General features: G+C 65.1%; 15 protein-coding genes. 8 read left to right on the forward strand and 7 right to left on the reverse strand.

The genetic code is table 11. The annotated features are described in order from the left end of the window. Positions 1-11 precede the first annotated feature (11 nt). From NDN01_RS20425 to NDN01_RS20435, 3 genes are read right to left on the reverse strand one after another with little or no spacing between them, the layout of a single operon-like run. Positions 12-1403 (reverse strand): hypothetical protein, encoded by a 1392-nt coding sequence (locus NDN01_RS20425; RefSeq protein WP_272623678.1) that lies wholly within the window; start codon positions 1401-1403, stop codon positions 12-14. A gap of 20 nt (positions 1404-1423) precedes the next feature. Then, complete coding sequence (locus NDN01_RS20430) at positions 1424-1948, reverse strand: ImmA/IrrE family metallo-endopeptidase (protein ID WP_272623679.1); 525 nt, start codon at positions 1946-1948, stop codon at positions 1424-1426. Then, positions 1945-2283: a helix-turn-helix transcriptional regulator gene (locus NDN01_RS20435; protein WP_272623680.1), complete on the reverse strand. Its 339-nt coding sequence runs from the start codon at positions 2281-2283 to the stop codon at positions 1945-1947. Before NDN01_RS20435 ends, NDN01_RS20430 begins: the two co-directional genes overlap by 4 nt. Before the next feature lie 359 nt (positions 2284-2642). Here NDN01_RS20435 and NDN01_RS20440 point away from each other — a divergent pair, with 359 nt between their 5' ends. Together NDN01_RS20440 and NDN01_RS20445 are read left to right on the forward strand one after the other, a co-directional pair. Next, the gene (locus NDN01_RS20440; RefSeq protein ID WP_272623681.1) at positions 2643-2903 is read left to right on the forward strand and encodes a DUF3892 domain-containing protein; all 261 of its coding nucleotides are present in this window, start codon (positions 2643-2645) and stop codon (positions 2901-2903) included. Between the two features lie 23 nt (positions 2904-2926). Continuing rightward, a complete protein-coding gene (locus NDN01_RS20445; RefSeq protein WP_272623682.1) occupies positions 2927-3115 on the forward strand; it encodes a hypothetical protein in 189 nt (62 codons plus the stop codon). Between the two features lie 273 nt (positions 3116-3388). Here the strand turns inward: NDN01_RS20445 and NDN01_RS20450 are convergent, their stop codons facing one another. Both NDN01_RS20450 and NDN01_RS20455 read right to left on the reverse strand, forming a co-directional pair. Further along, positions 3389-4312, reverse strand: coding sequence for a HEPN domain-containing protein (locus NDN01_RS20450; RefSeq protein WP_272623683.1), 924 nt, complete (start codon positions 4310-4312; stop codon positions 3389-3391). A gap of 78 nt (positions 4313-4390) precedes the next feature. After that, positions 4391-4606, reverse strand: coding sequence for an RNA polymerase sigma factor (locus NDN01_RS20455; RefSeq protein WP_272623684.1), 216 nt, complete (start codon positions 4604-4606; stop codon positions 4391-4393). Between the two features lie 399 nt (positions 4607-5005). Between NDN01_RS20455 and NDN01_RS20460 the strand changes: the two genes are divergently transcribed. The 6 genes from NDN01_RS20460 (at position 5006) to NDN01_RS20480 (ending at position 9687) form a co-directional block, all read left to right on the forward strand. Continuing rightward, positions 5006-5545 carry an RNA polymerase sigma factor gene (locus NDN01_RS20460; protein WP_272623685.1) on the forward strand — a complete coding sequence of 180 codons (540 nt, stop codon included), beginning with the start codon at positions 5006-5008 and terminating at the stop codon, positions 5543-5545. Beyond that, complete coding sequence (locus NDN01_RS20465; RefSeq protein ID WP_272623686.1) at positions 5542-6606, forward strand: FecR family protein; 1065 nt, start codon at positions 5542-5544, stop codon at positions 6604-6606. The genes NDN01_RS20460 and NDN01_RS20465 overlap by 4 nt, the downstream gene beginning before the upstream one ends. A 334-nt stretch (positions 6607-6940) precedes the next feature. Then, positions 6941-7060, forward strand: coding sequence for a hypothetical protein (locus NDN01_RS26030; protein ID WP_443025151.1), 120 nt, complete (start codon positions 6941-6943; stop codon positions 7058-7060). A 55-nt stretch (positions 7061-7115) separates the two neighbouring features. Next, positions 7116-7766, forward strand: coding sequence for a lasso peptide biosynthesis B2 protein (locus NDN01_RS20470; RefSeq protein ID WP_272623687.1), 651 nt, complete (start codon positions 7116-7118; stop codon positions 7764-7766). Further along, positions 7763-9565 carry an asparagine synthase-related protein gene (locus NDN01_RS20475; RefSeq protein ID WP_272623688.1) on the forward strand — a complete coding sequence of 601 codons (1803 nt, stop codon included), beginning with the start codon at positions 7763-7765 and terminating at the stop codon, positions 9563-9565. Before NDN01_RS20470 ends, NDN01_RS20475 begins: the two co-directional genes overlap by 4 nt. Further along, positions 9562-9687 (forward strand): hypothetical protein, encoded by a 126-nt coding sequence (locus NDN01_RS20480; protein WP_272623689.1) that lies wholly within the window; start codon positions 9562-9564, stop codon positions 9685-9687. Before NDN01_RS20475 ends, NDN01_RS20480 begins: the two co-directional genes overlap by 4 nt. A gap of 240 nt (positions 9688-9927) precedes the next feature. Here the strand turns inward: NDN01_RS20480 and NDN01_RS20485 are convergent, their stop codons facing one another. After that, positions 9928-12054 (reverse strand): Atxe2 family lasso peptide isopeptidase, encoded by a 2127-nt coding sequence (locus NDN01_RS20485; RefSeq protein WP_272623690.1) that lies wholly within the window; start codon positions 12052-12054, stop codon positions 9928-9930. Continuing rightward, a complete protein-coding gene (locus NDN01_RS20490; protein WP_272623691.1) occupies positions 12048-14639 on the reverse strand; it encodes a TonB-dependent receptor in 2592 nt (863 codons plus the stop codon). The genes NDN01_RS20485 and NDN01_RS20490 overlap by 7 nt, the downstream gene beginning before the upstream one ends. Positions 14640-14894 lie beyond the last annotated feature (255 nt).

The raw sequence follows: 14894 nt of genomic DNA on the forward strand, positions 1-14894 counted from the left end.
ATCAGAGCAGCTCAGTTCAGCAGTGCCGAATAGCGCTGATGCTCCTGCGCAACATAGTTGAGCAGGCCGGTCAGGATATAGTGGTGCGTGGGTGAGCAGTCCGCGCCAAGCGCCCTGGCGCGAGCATGGGCTGCTCCCAGCGTTAACCAAGGCGTTTCGGTATAACCATGGCCGAGCATACGGCATGCGAGCTGTCGGGCTACTTCCTGCCGGCGCGGGAACGGCAGCAGTTCGGGAGCGTGATGGAAGATAAGGCGATAGCCGAGCTCGATCAGGCGGACATCCTCGAAGGTTTCGAGCATGGCGGCGCGAGATTGCCAGTCGCCCGCGTGAAAGCGGACCATGCGCGCCTTGTCAGCGTTGTTGCTGAAAGTGCCGTGCATTTGCTGCTCGACATAGGTGGAGGGCGGATAGGGCGGGCGCTCGGCGGCCCGGCAAAGCCGCGCGCAGAGGGTCGTATCAGCTCGAATGTCTTCGCCACGCGCGGCCCATTGCTCTGCAGGGATGCCGCGGAAGTCGCCTAGATCGTAGACATCATGAAGGACGGGTGCCGCATTGAGGCGAACGCGTCGGATCGGTTTGACCTTTTGGTCGAGGCGAAGTCGAAGCTGTTCGTCGGATAGCACGCGAAGCTCGGCCGGATCGACCTCTAGATCATAGCCCAGCATTGTCGCAGGCATCTGAGAGTCAACGCCGAGTTTGGTCAGCGCATATCGATAAGGCATTTCAAAATAGCATTCGGTGGCAACGAAGGCAGAGGCCTCATCTGTAAAGGCAACGGCCGTGGCCTTTTGCGCGAAGCGCAACATCGTCGACCAATGATCGGGTGCGCGGTCAAAGATGCGGCGGCAAAGCTGCACGGTGACTTCGACATCGGCAAGCGCATCGCCGGGATTGGGATGCGCGACACCATTGGCGCGCGCGACCTCGGTTAGGCCGAAGGTCAGCTGACCATAAGCGTCATAGGCTGACGAGAGCGTATCGGGCTGCAGCGCGAGCAAGGCTTGCGCGAGTTTCCTCAGATCGCAGCGACCGCTGCCTGGCGCGTTGGTGAGATAAGGCGGATGGAGGCATTGATAGAGGGCTTGGCGTAAATACTCATCGGCATCGAGCGAGCCCCAGCCGAGAAAGATCGCCGGAGACCAAGCCGTGAGTTGGGCTGCGATTTCGCAAACCACCGAATAATGGGTTGGCAGATGGCTGGCGAGGACGCGCTCCATCGGCAACCCTATGGTCGTCAGCATTTCCGGGGCGGGCACGATATGCGGAAGCAGCCGGCATTGCCGTTCGAAGCGGCCCAGGATGTTCAGATCGGCGTCGGTGTGAATCGCGGCGAACTGGAGGAGTTGGTCAAAGGACTTATCGGTTCCGGTGGTTGCGATGCCGTAAAAGACAAACCCCATCCAAAGCTCCTAATCCGCCACTAGTCTAACGCGGCAATCCTATACTGGAGCGCTGCCAGACTGACGCGGAATTTTCTAGCCAGTTCCATCATCCTAGCCTCATCATTGAAGTCGAATGATTGATCCAGAATGGAGGTAATAAGCGGCTCGGGGATGAGTAGCTCGGAGGCGAAGGTGTTGGCCTGAATCTCGATATCATCGGTGCCGCTTGCGGCCAGCATGTCACGCTTGAGCAGAATAACTTTATCGACGTGCACGCCTTGTTCAAAAATATGCGGGTGCAACACATGATGAGCGATTTCATGCGCGGCGGTAAAGCGCTGTCGATTGGGGTGGTGAAGCGCGTTGATCACGACGAAGCGCTGTCCATCCTTGATGAACGCCATGCCCGACAACTCATCCTCGAGCGGGGCGTAGCGGACCGTGATACCCAGATTTTTTGCGACACGATCGATCGGCACCGGCGCTGCCTTGACGTGCTGCGCAGCCAGCAAATCACGCGCGCGTTGTCGAAGCTGATGCTTCTGGAGCGCGGTGACGGTCATCGTCTGGCGTCCACGTCGTTAAAAATGGCTGCAACCTGCAGCCGGGCGACGTCGCTCAAACCACCCTCGGGTTCGGCAATCGGGACATCGCTCGGCGCAGGCGCTGCCGTCACAAGCAACGGCGGCAGCAAATCAGTCACAGCTGCAAGATCCAGCGCCTCGGTTAACCGATATACCTGATGCAGCGGAAGGTGTTGCTTGCCGCGCTCGATATTGGCGATGGAGGCGCGAGACATGTCAACGCGGTTCCCCAATGTGGCCTGAGTTAGCTTCATCTCGGACCGGCGGGCGGCGATCCGCCGACCAAATTCCCGGTAGAGCGCGGCGTCTTCCATGGGCGCCTTCTGAATCGATGGCCCGCCCGTGTCAATCTCACAAACATGCAAATATCATAAACATAAAATAATGCGTTTGTGAGGATTGCAGATTTTTTCGAGATTTTTTATGAGGTGAGTCGCGGTCGGACATCGGCCGCCCACGGACGCCTTCCCCTGGGCGGTCTTTGGTCCCCGAACAGCTTCAAGTCGCTCCGGCGAGGCGAAGCGGAAGAAAGGCACGAACAATGGTCGAGTATCCGACGCGTCCGATGGTCCCGGAGATTCCGCGGCCGACTCATCCCAACCCCATGCCGCAGCGGCCGTCGCATCCCACGCGGCCGCTCCGTTAATCGACACTAAGTAGAAGGATTAGGAACATGGCACGTCGTCAGGTCACCCGCACCGGCAAGGACGGTAAGGGTAACATCACCTCGTTGTGCAAGCCGGGCGAAGCATGGTCGCCCCGCAGCTCATCGCTGTGCATCAGTGACATCGAGACCGGCACGCACAGCTATTACGTATCGTGGCCCGAGAAGGAGACCGAAATCCGCGTCGTCCAAGGCTCCACGGGCAAGTATCTGCGCACCGATCGCGATACGACCACCCGCAACAATCTCGACGATCTGCCCGACTGCTAAGCCGCGCCAACGGAGTATCTCAAATGGCAAAGAACACTGGATCGAATTTCCGCCGCGGCGCCGTCACGGGCCGCACCCAGTTCCAGCGGCCGGATGGTCACTGGCAGAAGCGCGACGAGCGCAACGGCCAGCTGATGGGCGTGAAGAACGATGGCACCCCGTTCAAGGGCGTCGCCAAGGAACCGGATGGGCGCGACACGCCCAACGCGTGACCCGGCAACTCCGCTCGGGCGACTCATTCCTCAGGAAGCGCCGATTGCCCCAGGCGATCGGCGCTTTCCATTTATTAAGCGCTGCTGCACCCCTCGTTAATCAATGCGGACGGTGCCAAAAGGCAACAAACACGAAGCTACGGGGCCTGGGAATGGCCCTATCATTACTGGCGCCCTCCCCTTTGCGCGAACGATCGTTTTCGGGGTTGTCGGCGAGCGATCACATGACCTCAATCGGGAAGTGAAACCGCCGCTCGTCCCAATTAATGCTTCTTAGGCCGCGGCACTTCGCTCAAGGGCGGCGATATGCTCCTCGCAGACCACTTGCACGGTGCGGCCAAGCTCTTCCACACGCGCGCCGAGCCAAGCTAGCTCCTCCTCGCTGATACGATAGTGCTTCGAGTAGCGTGCCTTCACATAGGCTTCTTTGAGTTTCTCAAAGCGTCCGCGATCGGTGCGGGTATCACGTGGCCAGGCGTCGATCAGACGCGGATCAATGCGCTCCGCCTGCGTGCGCAGGAAACCAAGATTGTGAACGTGCGGCGTGTAGAACGTGCAGACCAGCAGAACGCAATGATACAGACGCTCGACGGTCTGATGGAGGTCGAACGCGGCGTCCTTCAAATTTCCGTGTTCAATATGAAATTTAGCACCGTCGAAGCGCTTGTTTGCCGCCGGAAGCCACTCCGCGAAATACTCCTTGGCCATCGCCAGCGCCTGCTGTGGCGTCTTGGGTTTGGGTTCGTGCAGCTCAGTGCCGTCGCTTTCGTAAAGCGCGATCCCGTCGCGAACGACGTCCATGAAGAAGTAGCGACCGTGCGCCAGCCCATCGTTCACCTCATGCAGCGTATGCACGATGAAGTTGACCGGCGTGCGCAGCGTCTGGGTGATGGCCAGCTCGCGGTTGAGTCGATCCTCGGCCGTGGACCAGAAGGCGCCGCGGTCGGTCAACTTCTCGTGATTGACGATGATCAGCAGGTCGAAATCCGACTGGTAGCCCTTGGCGGTATGCGGCTCGTCGACCCAGCCGCCACGCGCATAGCTGCCGTAGAGGATCACCTTGAGGATGCGCGCCTGACGCTTCCAGTCGACCGTGGCGGTCGCGGTTGCGTCGCGGAATTCCTCGAACAGGATCTGCACCACGCGCTCGAGCTCGCGCTGCTTGGCGGGTGGCAGGTGATCGAGATCGGTGCGCATCGGGGGAATCCTAGAGTGCCGGGGCGGCGATGCAACCGCCGGAGCGCCGATCAAGCGCCATTTCCGAGCGGTCGTCCATCAGCGTCCACCGGCGCCGAGATCGCGGCCGAGCCGCACAAGCGCGCTCGCGAGCAGTCGTTCGACCTCGTCCACGCCGATGCCGAGCCGCTCCGCGATCGCCGGATAGTCCATCCCGTCCACCGCGCACAGCCGGAACGCGGACCGCTCCAGCTCGGGTAGCGCCGCCACCGCGGCGCGCATGTCGCTCTTCAGCCTGGCTTGGTCGTTGGGCATGACTTGCTCCTTCCACCGGCCAGGAGGGGCCGGCGGAGACGCACAGCGGGTGCGAACCAGCGGCGGCCCGCACCGAAGGGCGAAGCGCAGTGGAGCACCCGGCTCGCCCGGGTTGCGGGACGCCGCGGCGCGCCCGACCGGCGGCGTCCGGCCCCGCCGGTGGGACAAGGAATTCCAGCGCCGTCCGCCAGCTGTTGCGCACATCTACGAAGTGACGCAGAGTCGTGCCGCAGCGCGGTTCGAGCCGGCATCCCGCTGCGGACTGACCGCCAGGCATCAAACGCTTCCGGCCATCACGGTCGGCGGTAATCTCCAAGGCACCGCCCGGCACGAGACAGACTCTCGTGCGATTGCTTTTCCATGCCCGCGCGGCGCGCGGCAGCCGTTCGCGGTAACGCGATGCGGCGACCGGACGACGATCCCGACCAATTGCCCGGTGGTGGCGGCACCGGGCAGGCACGTTTCGACGTGCTGTACCGCGAGCAGGCACCGCGTCTGCGCCGCTGGCTCGGTGCGCGCCTGCGCTCGAGCGAGGAAGCCAACGACCTGGTGCAGGATGCCTTTGCGCGGCTGCTCGGATCGGGCGCCCGCGAGAGCCTGCGCCAGCCCGAGGCGTTCCTCAACCGGATCGTGCGCAACCTGCTCATCGACCGATCGCGCCGCGTGTCGAACCGGACGCCGCACGTGCCGATCGACGACGCGCACGCGCCCGCGGCCCGAGCGACCCAGGAGGATGCCATCGAGCTCGCGCAGTTGCGGCAGCGCTACAGGACTGCCGTCGACGCGCTGCCGCCGCGAACCCGCCAGGTGTTCCTGCTGCACCGCAAGGACGGCCTGGGCTACAAGGAGATCGCGACTCAGCTCGGGATCAGCATCCGTACCGTCGAATGGCACGTCGGCGAGGCACTCCTGAGGATCGGCAAGGACCTGGGCCAATGAGCATCCCCGACGGACAGGCGGAAGGCGGCGAGGCGCTCGCCCGCGAGGCGGCGCACTGGTTCGCGAGGCTGCGCAGCCCCGATGCCGAGGCGAGCCGCGACGCGTTCAAAGCCTGGCTGGCCGAGGGGGCGGAGCACCGGGCAGCGTATAATCGTGCCGCCGAGATCTTCGCGATGGGCAAGCTGCTCGCCGAGGTTGACGAACCTGTACCTGTGGCAACGCGGCGGCCCGGAGCGCTGGCGGTGGCCCTTGGTCTCGCGGCTGCCCTTGTCGTCGGCATTGGGGGTTGGGTCGTTTCGCGCCCGGCCACGCCTGCCGCGGACCAGCGGGGTTCCGTGGCCGGAGCGACCGACCATCGCACCCTCTCGACGATCGCGGGTGAAGCCAGTGCAGTACGCTTGGCCGACGGCTCGACCGTCCGCCTCGACCGCGGGACGGTTCTCGATGTCGATATCGGCGGCGGGCAGCGAAACCTGAGGCTGCGGCAAGGTCAGGCGCGGTTCGAGGTCGCGCACGAGCAGCGCCCCTTCATCGTCTTCGCCGGCGGCGGAAGCGTGACCGCGCGCGGCACGATCTTCGAAGTCGCGCTGACGCGCTCGGGCAAGGTCGCTGTCAGGCTGCTCCAGGGTGCGGTCGATGTGGCGCTGCCGCGCCAGGCGCCGATGTCTCCGTCCGCCGTCCGCAAGCTGTCGGTAGGCGAAGGCATCTCGTTCGCGGCGCAGCCGCAGGCGTCGCCGTCCCCGGTCGTGCCGATTGGCGCCACAACCGCGCCTTCGTCCGGCGCACGCGACTTCGAGGCGACGCCAGTCTCGGAGCTGGTCGCCCTGGCGAATCATGGTGCGGCACGTCCGATCCGGATGGCCGGCACCTCGCTTGCAGCTCAGCGCGTCTCCGGACGGTTCCGCATCGACGATACCGAGTTGCTTGCCCGGCGGCTCGCGGCGCTGTTTGGCGGGCATGTGGATGCCAGCGACCCACATGAGCTTGTGCTGATGCCCGCAACGTCCCAGGCGTCCGTTTCCGAAGCGGTGGACGATCGCCATGCCGTGTCGGGTGGCTGACGCTAGGCGGCCTGTCGGCAACCAAGGCGGCTGCAGCCACTTAAGTCGAAAATGGCTTTATCGGCCGTGCAGGGCAGTACGACGCAATATATCTTCTGGAAACAAAGTTGCCTGATAGACGAGTCTGGCCGGGTGGCTGCCACTATGTCCAGGCCTTTTGGCTAAAGGTGGTGGCGCATGTCCAGGGCATGCTTTTCCCGCCCGGCTCGGGCGATCTGCTACACCTGCAGCAAAACAATCGAGTTATATTTGGATTATAATGTTATCATAACTGCCTGCGTGGATATATTGGTCCGGTCATGGCCATGACGTTTCTCATGAATGGAGGAATGCCATGAATCGCGAACACACCATCGAGCTCGGCGTCGTGAGCGCCGACACCAAGGGCAGCACGATCGGCTTCGCCGACGTCGAGACCGGACTGCAGCCCAAGGTCGGCCTCACCGACGACTGATCGGACCTGGCGCGTGCCTTCATCGGCGCGCGCCATTTCGCTGGTGGATTCCATCATGTCGATTATCCTGCGCGCCGGCGTTTCGTGGTGCATCTGCGCACGCCAGGCGGTCTTTCTCGACCTGACGCGCGATCGCTATTTCTGCCTGCCCGAGGCGCTGGACGACATCTTCCAGCGCTGGGTTGCGGGGGAAGCGATCGACGCGACTGCGCGCGACGCTCTGATCGCAGCCGGTGTCGCAGAGTCCGGTTCCGGAAGCCTGCCCATGGCTGCCCGCCATGCAGCGGCGATGCGCGACCTTGCGCTCGGCATGCGCGCCCGATCCATTCGAGATGTTCTCGCTGCGATTGCGGGCCAGCTGCTTGCCCGGCACCGACTGAAGCGCCGGTCACTGGCGAGCATCGTGACGAACGGAATGGCACTTCGCACTGGCCGTGCTGGCGACGTCCGGGACGAAACCGTGCTGCGAAAGGTCGCCGGTGCGTTCGTAACCAGCGGAATGCTCCTGCGCGCCGCCGACCAGTGCCTTCCGCGCGCCATCGCGGCTGGCCGTCTGTGCCGCAGGCATGGACAGGAGGTGGCGCTGATCTTCGGCGTGCGCCTCAACCCGTTCGCGGCCCATAGCTGGGTCCAGTCGGGGGATGCGGTCGTTGTCGGCGACCTCGAACAGGTACGGCTCTACACGCCGATCCTGGTGGTCCAGTGAGGCCGCGCTATCTCCTCCTGGTCGCGCAGCGTCCTGACCTCGCCGCACAAGCGCAGCGCATCGCGGACGGCACGGGTTTGCTGGTGACGCGGTGTACGCCGGCTTTCGCGGTGCTGACGAACGAGGCGTGCAGCTGCCTCGACATCGATGCCGGGGCCATGGTGATCGGCACGCTCTTCCACCGGCATGGACCGCCACGCGCGATCACGGCCTTCAGCGACGCCGAGCGCGCCACGCTGATGCGCGAGGATAGCCGGGCGCTCCTCCAGTCCTATTGGGGCGGCTATATCAGCGTGCGCTCCAGCGGCGACAGCATCGAGATACTCCGCGATCCGTCGGCGGCGCTGCCCTGCTACCGTGCCGAGACCGACTGCATGCGACTGTTCGCGTCGGACATCGCGCTACTAGAGGCGGCGGGCACCGAGAACAGGCGGGTGGCATGGGATGCGCTGGGCCGGATCCTCTATGCCGCGGGCCTTCCCACTACCGAGACCGTGCTCTCCGGCATTACCGAACTGCGCGCCGGAGAAGCAGTCGCACTGCGGGGCCGCTCCGAACGGGGCCTGGCCGGCTGGTCGCCCTGGGACTTTGTGGATCCCGGCGCAGGCAGCAATGAGGTGGCCGAGGAACTGCGGCGCACGATCGAGCAGTGCGTCGCAGCCTGGGCCTCGCGCTGCCGGCGCCCGCTGGTCAGTCTCTCCGGCGGCCTCGATTCCTCGATCGTGGCCGCCTGTCTTGCGCAGTCGCAGAGCCAGGCGGCGTGCCTGACCTTGTTCACCGACGATCTTGCGGGCGACGAGCGCGGCTTCGCGCAGATCGTCTGCGACGCGGTCGGCTTGCCGCTCAGCGAATGCCGCTACGACCTCGAAGCAGTCGATCTCGGCCGCGCGCTGGGTGCGCACCTCCCGCGCCCCGCCGGGCGGATGGAGGCCCAGCCCTATGAAGCCGCGCACCGAGCGCTGGCCGAGCGGGTCGGCGCCGATGCCTTCTTTACCGGCAATGGCGGCGACAATGTCTTCGGCTATTCGCAGTCCGCTGCCGCGCTTGCCGACCGGGCGTTGCACGAGGGACCGGGTGCCGGGGCCTTCGCGACGCTACGTGACATCTGCCACCAGACCGGGGCCGGGCCGCTGCGGGTGACACGTGCGGCGGTGCGCATCGCACGGCAACCTCCAGACTATGGTTGGAAGGCGAACCCGCTCTTTCTGCATCCGGACCTTGTCGCGTCGCTGCGGGAGATGGCCTTCTCTCATCCCTGGCTGGAAGCGCCGCGCTGGGCGCTTCCCGGCAAAGCGGCGCATATCGCCGCACTGGTCCGCGCCCAGCTCACGCTCGAGGCCGACCGCAGTCGCCTCGCGCCGCTGATCAATCCGCTCCTTTCGCAGCCGATCCTCGAAGCGTGCCTCGCAATCCCGAGTTGGCGATGGCGCGAAGGCGGTCGCGATCGCGCCATGGTCCGGACCGCTTTCGCCGGCCGGCTTCCGGACACGATCGTCGATCGCCGGGTGAAGGGCACACCCGACCCATTCTGTGGCGAGATCGTTCGGCGCAAGCGCGAGGCACTGCGCGCGCGCCTGCTGGACGGCCAACTCGCCGCGCACCGAATTCTCGATCCGGGCGCGATCGAGGAGACTCTCCGGCCGGAACGACCGACGACGGGAGAGGAGAATGTGCGCCTGCTCGAGCTGGCGAATGTCGAGGCCTGGCTGGGCGCCAGAGCATCGCATCCGTCCGGCGGCGACCCCGCCATCGGCTCGGGCGCAACTGGTACCACCGACAACACAGGAGAAGAGCAATGAGTATCGAAGACATGAAGGCGATCGAACTCGGAATCGCCAGCACCGACACCCGCGGATCGACGATGGGGTTCTCCGACGGCGAGACGGGCCTGATGTGGCACCCCGGCCTCCACGACGACTGAGCTGAAGCGAGCGGGTGCCTAGGCACCCGCTCTACCCTGCCAATCCGCGGACGCGTGCTCCCGGCCCGGATCGACGGGCCTGAACTCGCACGCAGGAGAAGAACCATGCACTATCGAGATTGGAAGGTGATCGAGCTCGGAGCAATCACCACCGCGACGCGCGGATGGACGATAGGCTTTGCCGAGAACGAATCGGCATGATGGTCCCCGGCGGTCTCTGCGAAGATTGATCCGGGATAGTCAGGGTCCGCTGCGATCCGCAATAGCGGACATCGGCGGCTCGGCCAGCGCCTGGCGCATCGCGTGCCAGCGCGCGATCTCCTCGCGGCGGCCTGGTGCCTCGATGCCGTTCAACCAGAAGTCGAACCAGTCGATCGCGCGGGTATAGGTCGCCAGCCGGTGCGCCGGCTGCCATTTGACGTGATGCTCGTCCGGGAAGACGAACATGTCGATCGGCCGGTCGTGCTCGCGAAGCGCCGTGAAGCTCTGGAGCGCCCCCCAATATTCGTCGTCCGCCACCTGCACCAAGATCGGCGCGCGGATGCTCGCGACATTGGGCGAGATGGCGATCTGGCGCCAGAAAGCCCGAGCCGCCTCGCTGTCGTCGGTCATCCTTGGATAGCCCATGTAGTAGAACAGCTTCGCCGCACCTGGCCCGACGCGGATCGGCATGCTGGTGTCCCAGCAGCAACTGCTCGACGCGAAGGCGGAAAACAGCCTGCTATGCAGCAGCGCGAACTGGACCGTGGATGAGCCATCGCTCAAGCCCGTGATGCCGATACGCGTCGGGTCGACGATGCCACGCGCGATCGCGACGCGGACGGGATCCTCGACCGCCTCGAGCACGCTCCGCCGGTCGGCGAAGTCCTTGAGGTTGATCCGGTCGCCCTCGACATAGTCGGGTGCGGCCTTCGAACCGACCGCGTCGGGCTTGTCGACGCTCAGGACCGCAAAGCCGCGATTGGCGAATGCCTGGATCGGATAGTCGTCGCCGGTCCCGCCGCGCAGGAACCCGCGCGAGACATATTGCACCACCACCAGCGGGTAGCGCCTGCCCGGCTGATACCCGACCGGGAGGACGAGGTCGGCAAAGGATGGCAGGCCGAAGCTGTTGCGCGATCGCAGGCGCTCGACGCTGCCCAAGGTCAGTCCGGCGAATTCCGGGTTCGGGTCGAAGACAATGTCGCGCCTGCCGCTCGCCACATCCAGCCGCTCCAGGCGGCGCGGCTGTAACGCGCCTTCGCGCAGGCAAAGCAGCGAGCCTCCCGAAGGTATGCAGCCCAGGAGCAGGTCCCGCGTCAGATAGAGCCGACGCGGGCGGGCGGCACCCGGCTTCCATTCGTAGATAGCGGTGTCGCTGTTTCTCCAGCCTTCGTGGCGCAGGAAGCGCACTCTGTCGCCCGCCCACCATGGGTAGCTCGCATCGGCGCATTCGGGCGCGCCACAGGATACGGCACGATTGTCGGCATCGAGCACGAGCTGGCCGCGCTCGGGATAGAGGGTTTTGGCCGCGACACGGAGCCTGACCACCGCTCCTGCGGGACCGGCCGCTTCGGTCCAGTCGCCCTCTCGCGCCGATGTCGTGTCGAGCAGCGCGGCTTCCTCCGGCCCGGCCGCGCGTGCTTGACCGCTCGTAAGGTCGAGGAGCCAGGCTTTTCGCGGTAGCGGCGCCGGCGCGAACGGGCGATTGCTCGAGGTAGGCGAGAAGCGGTCGTCATAGTGGAAGCCCGACAGGCCTTCCTTGTCGATCACAGCCAAGGCCTCGCGCATGCCAGGCTTGGTCGCATAGACGACGCCCCGCCCATCGGCGGTGATCCGGAAGTCATCGATGTCCTCGGCGCTGTCGGTGATCGCCTCGCTGCCGCTGCCATCCGCTCCGGCACGCCACAGTTGCACCGCGCCCTTGTCCCGCCTGCGATAGAATATCCATCGTCCGTCGGGCGACCAGCGCGGCGTGATCGTATCGGCGACACCGCTCGGGAAGCTCGCCTTGCCGCGAAAGTCGAAGCGGAAGCGGATGAAGTCCCCACCGCGATCGACCACCAGCGCCTTTCCATTCGGCCGAAGGTCCACCACCACCATCGCCAGGCAATAGCCATTGGCGACAGGATCGCCGTGTCGGAGCTGAAAGGCTGCGTGCGACCCGTCGGGCGACACCGAGAATAGCCCGGCATATTGCTGCATCGGGTCGACCGGCCCGATGTCGCGCAGCCGGACGAGATCGTCCGGGACCAGCCTGCGTTTGGTCTGCGGAGCCGGTGCGGCCGAAGGAACCACATCGGCACAGGCCGGCGCAGCCGCCGCTATTTCAGGCGTCGCGAGGAATATCATCCCGGCGAGGACCGCTGTGGCATTTGCGCTCACCATTGCTTGCTCACCGAGAAGCTGACGAAGCGACCGATCGCCGACTGGTTGGTCGAATCGAAGGGAACATAGGTTGGATCCGACATGCGGATGACGTCGGGCGTCTCGTTCAGCAGGTTCTGGAGACTGAGCCGCAGCTCGAGGTTGCTGAGCAGGCCATGTCCTTCACCGGTTCGGTAGGAGCCACTCAGGTCGAGCGTGGTGAAAGCCCCGATCCGTTTGGTCGCGGGAAGCCGGTTGTCGACTGTGCCGTCGAGATAGTTGAGTGAGACCGACAACTGCACGGCAGAGGTCTCCCAGCTGGCGGAGCCACGCGCACGGAACTTGGGCGGCGTGAAAATCAGGCCCGATCGACCTTCGTAAGGCAGATTGGCCGCTGATCGGCGCTTGGCGTCGAGATAGGTCGCGGCCCCCGCGATAGTGATCCGGCTGTCCGCACTGGTTCGGACGCCGTACTCGACGGCAAGGTCGACGCCGCGGATGCGCTCGCGCGCCGTATTGTGCAGGCTCGAATCGACGACCGCCGCGACCTGGGCAGGATCATAGGGTTGGCCGCTCTGGTTGGAGAGCCCCAGCGGCGCCTCCGCGATCAGCGCCTGCAATTGACTGGCGCTCGGCGAGAACTGGACGAAGTTCGCTGCCGCGGGGTTGGTCAGAGCGGACAGCAGGTCGCTGATTGGCGACGCGATGCGATCGCGATAGTCGATGTCGTACCAGCTCGCCTCGATCCGCAGCCCGTCGAGAAAGCGCGGCTTGAGCTCGACCGACAGGGTCGAGCTGGTCGCCCGCTCGGCATGAAGGTCGGGATTGCCGCCGCCGATAAGCAACACAGTTGCTCCGGCGGGGAGCGGCGGGGTCGGCTGCGGTGCGAACAGATAGGCCGGGAAGAGCACGATCTCGCGCACCTGGTTGACCTGCTGCAATGTCGGGATCTTGAACGAGCGTCCCCAGCTATATTTGAGCGTGATGTCCGGATGTGGTGCATAGACGAGCCCCAGCTTCGGCGTGGCGACGGCGTCGATGCCCTTGTAACTCTCGTAGCGGACCGCGGCGCTGAGGCGCAGCGCATCGATGAATGGCATCCGGTTGGCGGCCCCCACGAGAGGCACCGACAACTCGCCATAGCCGAACAGGCTTTGGCGACGCTCGACGGCATCGCGCGTCACGGTCGTGACGCCCCGGTTGGTCGTGCGGACATCGAAATCGAGCTGGAAACGGCGATAGCCGCCGCCGAGTGCGAGGCGCACATCGCCGCCGGGCAGATGTGCGAGCGGGCCTTCGGCGCTCGCCTCGAAGTTGGTGAGGTGATTGTCATAGGCCGAGCGGCCGACGACGAGGTTGCCGTTGGTGTAGCGGCGCGCGTTGCTGACCGTGGAGCTTTCCCCGTCGGTCATCTCCAGCGTCGCTTCCCAACCACCCCCGGGCCGGAAATGAAGGGACGGCGTCACCGCATAGGAGCGCACGACCGGCAGGCTATCCTGGCCGTAGAAGGTGACCGGAGCGGTCAACGAGAAGGCATTCGTCTTTCGCGCGCGGCGGTCGGCAAGCTGGGCATCCAGCTCGAACGACGCCCAACTGGCAAGATCCTGGTGGCCGGTCAGCACGCCGCTGACCTGACGGCTTCCCGTAGTCAGCATCTGCGCGGCGTTGAGCTGGCGCGTATAGGGCCGGTCGTCGGCGTAGATCGGCGTCGCCTTGCTATAGTCGAGCGCAGCCATGAAGCCTCCGCCAGTCCAGCGCTTGCCGCCGACGCCAGAATATTGCTGCTGGACGTTGCCGCCTTCGGTCGAGGCGCCCACCCGGGCATTGGCCTGGAGACCATCATAATCGCGGCGCAGGATGAGGTTGGCGACACCGCCCACCGCGTCAGAGCCGTAGAGTGCGGAAGCTCCGTCGGTGATCACCTCGATGCGATCAAGCGCCGCCAGCGGGATGATCGAAATGTCGACGCCCTGGTTGACTGCGTCGTAGGGGAGGCGATGACCATTGATGAGCGTCAACGTCGCGTCCGAGCCCAGCCCGCGTAGGTTGAGCGTCGTCGAGTTGTTGACGTTATTGTATCCGCTCTGCTCACCGCCCCCCACGACGCCGGGGTTTTGCCCTCCGGTAAAATTTTGCGGGATGATCCGCGAGACGCTCGCCATGTCCGGCAGGCCCTGCTCCTCTAGACCCCGGCGCATCATCACGATGACCGGCGAGGGACCCGTCGCACCGCGGATGCGCGTGCCGGTCACCGTGATCTCCGTGGCGCCCGCTTCGTCCGCTTGGGGACGCACCCGCACGACGAGCGCCCCGGCGTGCTCCTCGATGATCAGGTCGCTGCCACCGATGGCGAGCCGCACGGCCTGCTCGACCGTGAGGCTGCCCCGGACGGCCGGCGCCCGCAGGCCGCGCACATCCTCGTCCGCGAACAGGATTTCGCGGCCGGCTTGACGCGCCAGCGTGCGCAGCGTCGTGGCAAGGTCCTGTGCCGGCAGCTCGAACGTCACGGCTGCCTCCTGCGCACTGGCCGGCAGGATCACCATGCCGGCAGGCGTCGCCATGGCGCCAAGCAGAGCGCCGCATAGCGCCTTTTTCGAGATCGTCATTCTTCCCTCCCATCGCCGTTGCTCCGGCGTTGGGGGGATTGACGCGGCGCAGGACCGACTACGGGGTCGATGCTGAAATAATTTTCAGCGGCGAGGCCTGGCGCCCCGCGGCGTCACCCACCCGGTGCTGGCGGCCTAGTCACAGAAGCTCTTCGCACTTGGCCCAACTCCGCGCGCGATTCAATTTCGCAAATCAGTCATTTTGTGATAATTTTACGCACATCGTGAACCGTTTGCGCAATCGGGCCATGGCCC

The sequence above is a fragment of the Sphingomonas sp. QA11 genome (assembly GCF_028473665.1).
Taxonomy (GTDB): Bacteria; Pseudomonadota; Alphaproteobacteria; order Sphingomonadales; family Sphingomonadaceae; genus Sphingomonas; species Sphingomonas phytovorans.

Excerpts from the sequence above, each read along its gene's own strand:
- NDN01_RS20470 (WP_272623687.1), top strand. The coding sequence starts at position 7,116 with ATGTCGATTATCCTGCGCGCCGGCGTTTCGTGGTGCATCTGCGCACGC.
- NDN01_RS20490 (WP_272623691.1), bottom strand. The coding sequence starts at position 14,639 with ATGACGATCTCGAAAAAGGCGCTATGCGGCGCTCTGCTTGGCGCCATG.
- NDN01_RS20455 (WP_272623684.1), bottom strand. The coding sequence starts at position 4,606 with ATGCCCAACGACCAAGCCAGGCTGAAGAGCGACATGCGCGCCGCGGTG.
- NDN01_RS20485 (WP_272623690.1), bottom strand. The coding sequence starts at position 12,054 with ATGGTGAGCGCAAATGCCACAGCGGTCCTCGCCGGGATGATATTCCTC.
- NDN01_RS20465 (WP_272623686.1), top strand. The coding sequence starts at position 5,542 with ATGAGCATCCCCGACGGACAGGCGGAAGGCGGCGAGGCGCTCGCCCGC.
- NDN01_RS20435 (WP_272623680.1), bottom strand. The coding sequence starts at position 2,283 with ATGGAAGACGCCGCGCTCTACCGGGAATTTGGTCGGCGGATCGCCGCC.
- NDN01_RS20440 (WP_272623681.1), top strand. The coding sequence starts at position 2,643 with ATGGCACGTCGTCAGGTCACCCGCACCGGCAAGGACGGTAAGGGTAAC.
- NDN01_RS20430 (WP_272623679.1), bottom strand. The coding sequence starts at position 1,948 with ATGACCGTCACCGCGCTCCAGAAGCATCAGCTTCGACAACGCGCGCGT.
- NDN01_RS20445 (WP_272623682.1), top strand. The coding sequence starts at position 2,927 with ATGGCAAAGAACACTGGATCGAATTTCCGCCGCGGCGCCGTCACGGGC.
- NDN01_RS20450 (WP_272623683.1), bottom strand. The coding sequence starts at position 4,312 with ATGCGCACCGATCTCGATCACCTGCCACCCGCCAAGCAGCGCGAGCTC.
- NDN01_RS20480 (WP_272623689.1), top strand. The coding sequence starts at position 9,562 with ATGAGTATCGAAGACATGAAGGCGATCGAACTCGGAATCGCCAGCACC.
- NDN01_RS20460 (WP_272623685.1), top strand. The coding sequence starts at position 5,006 with ATGCGGCGACCGGACGACGATCCCGACCAATTGCCCGGTGGTGGCGGC.
- NDN01_RS20425 (WP_272623678.1), bottom strand. The coding sequence starts at position 1,403 with ATGGGGTTTGTCTTTTACGGCATCGCAACCACCGGAACCGATAAGTCC.
- NDN01_RS26030 (WP_443025151.1), top strand. The coding sequence starts at position 6,941 with ATGAATCGCGAACACACCATCGAGCTCGGCGTCGTGAGCGCCGACACC.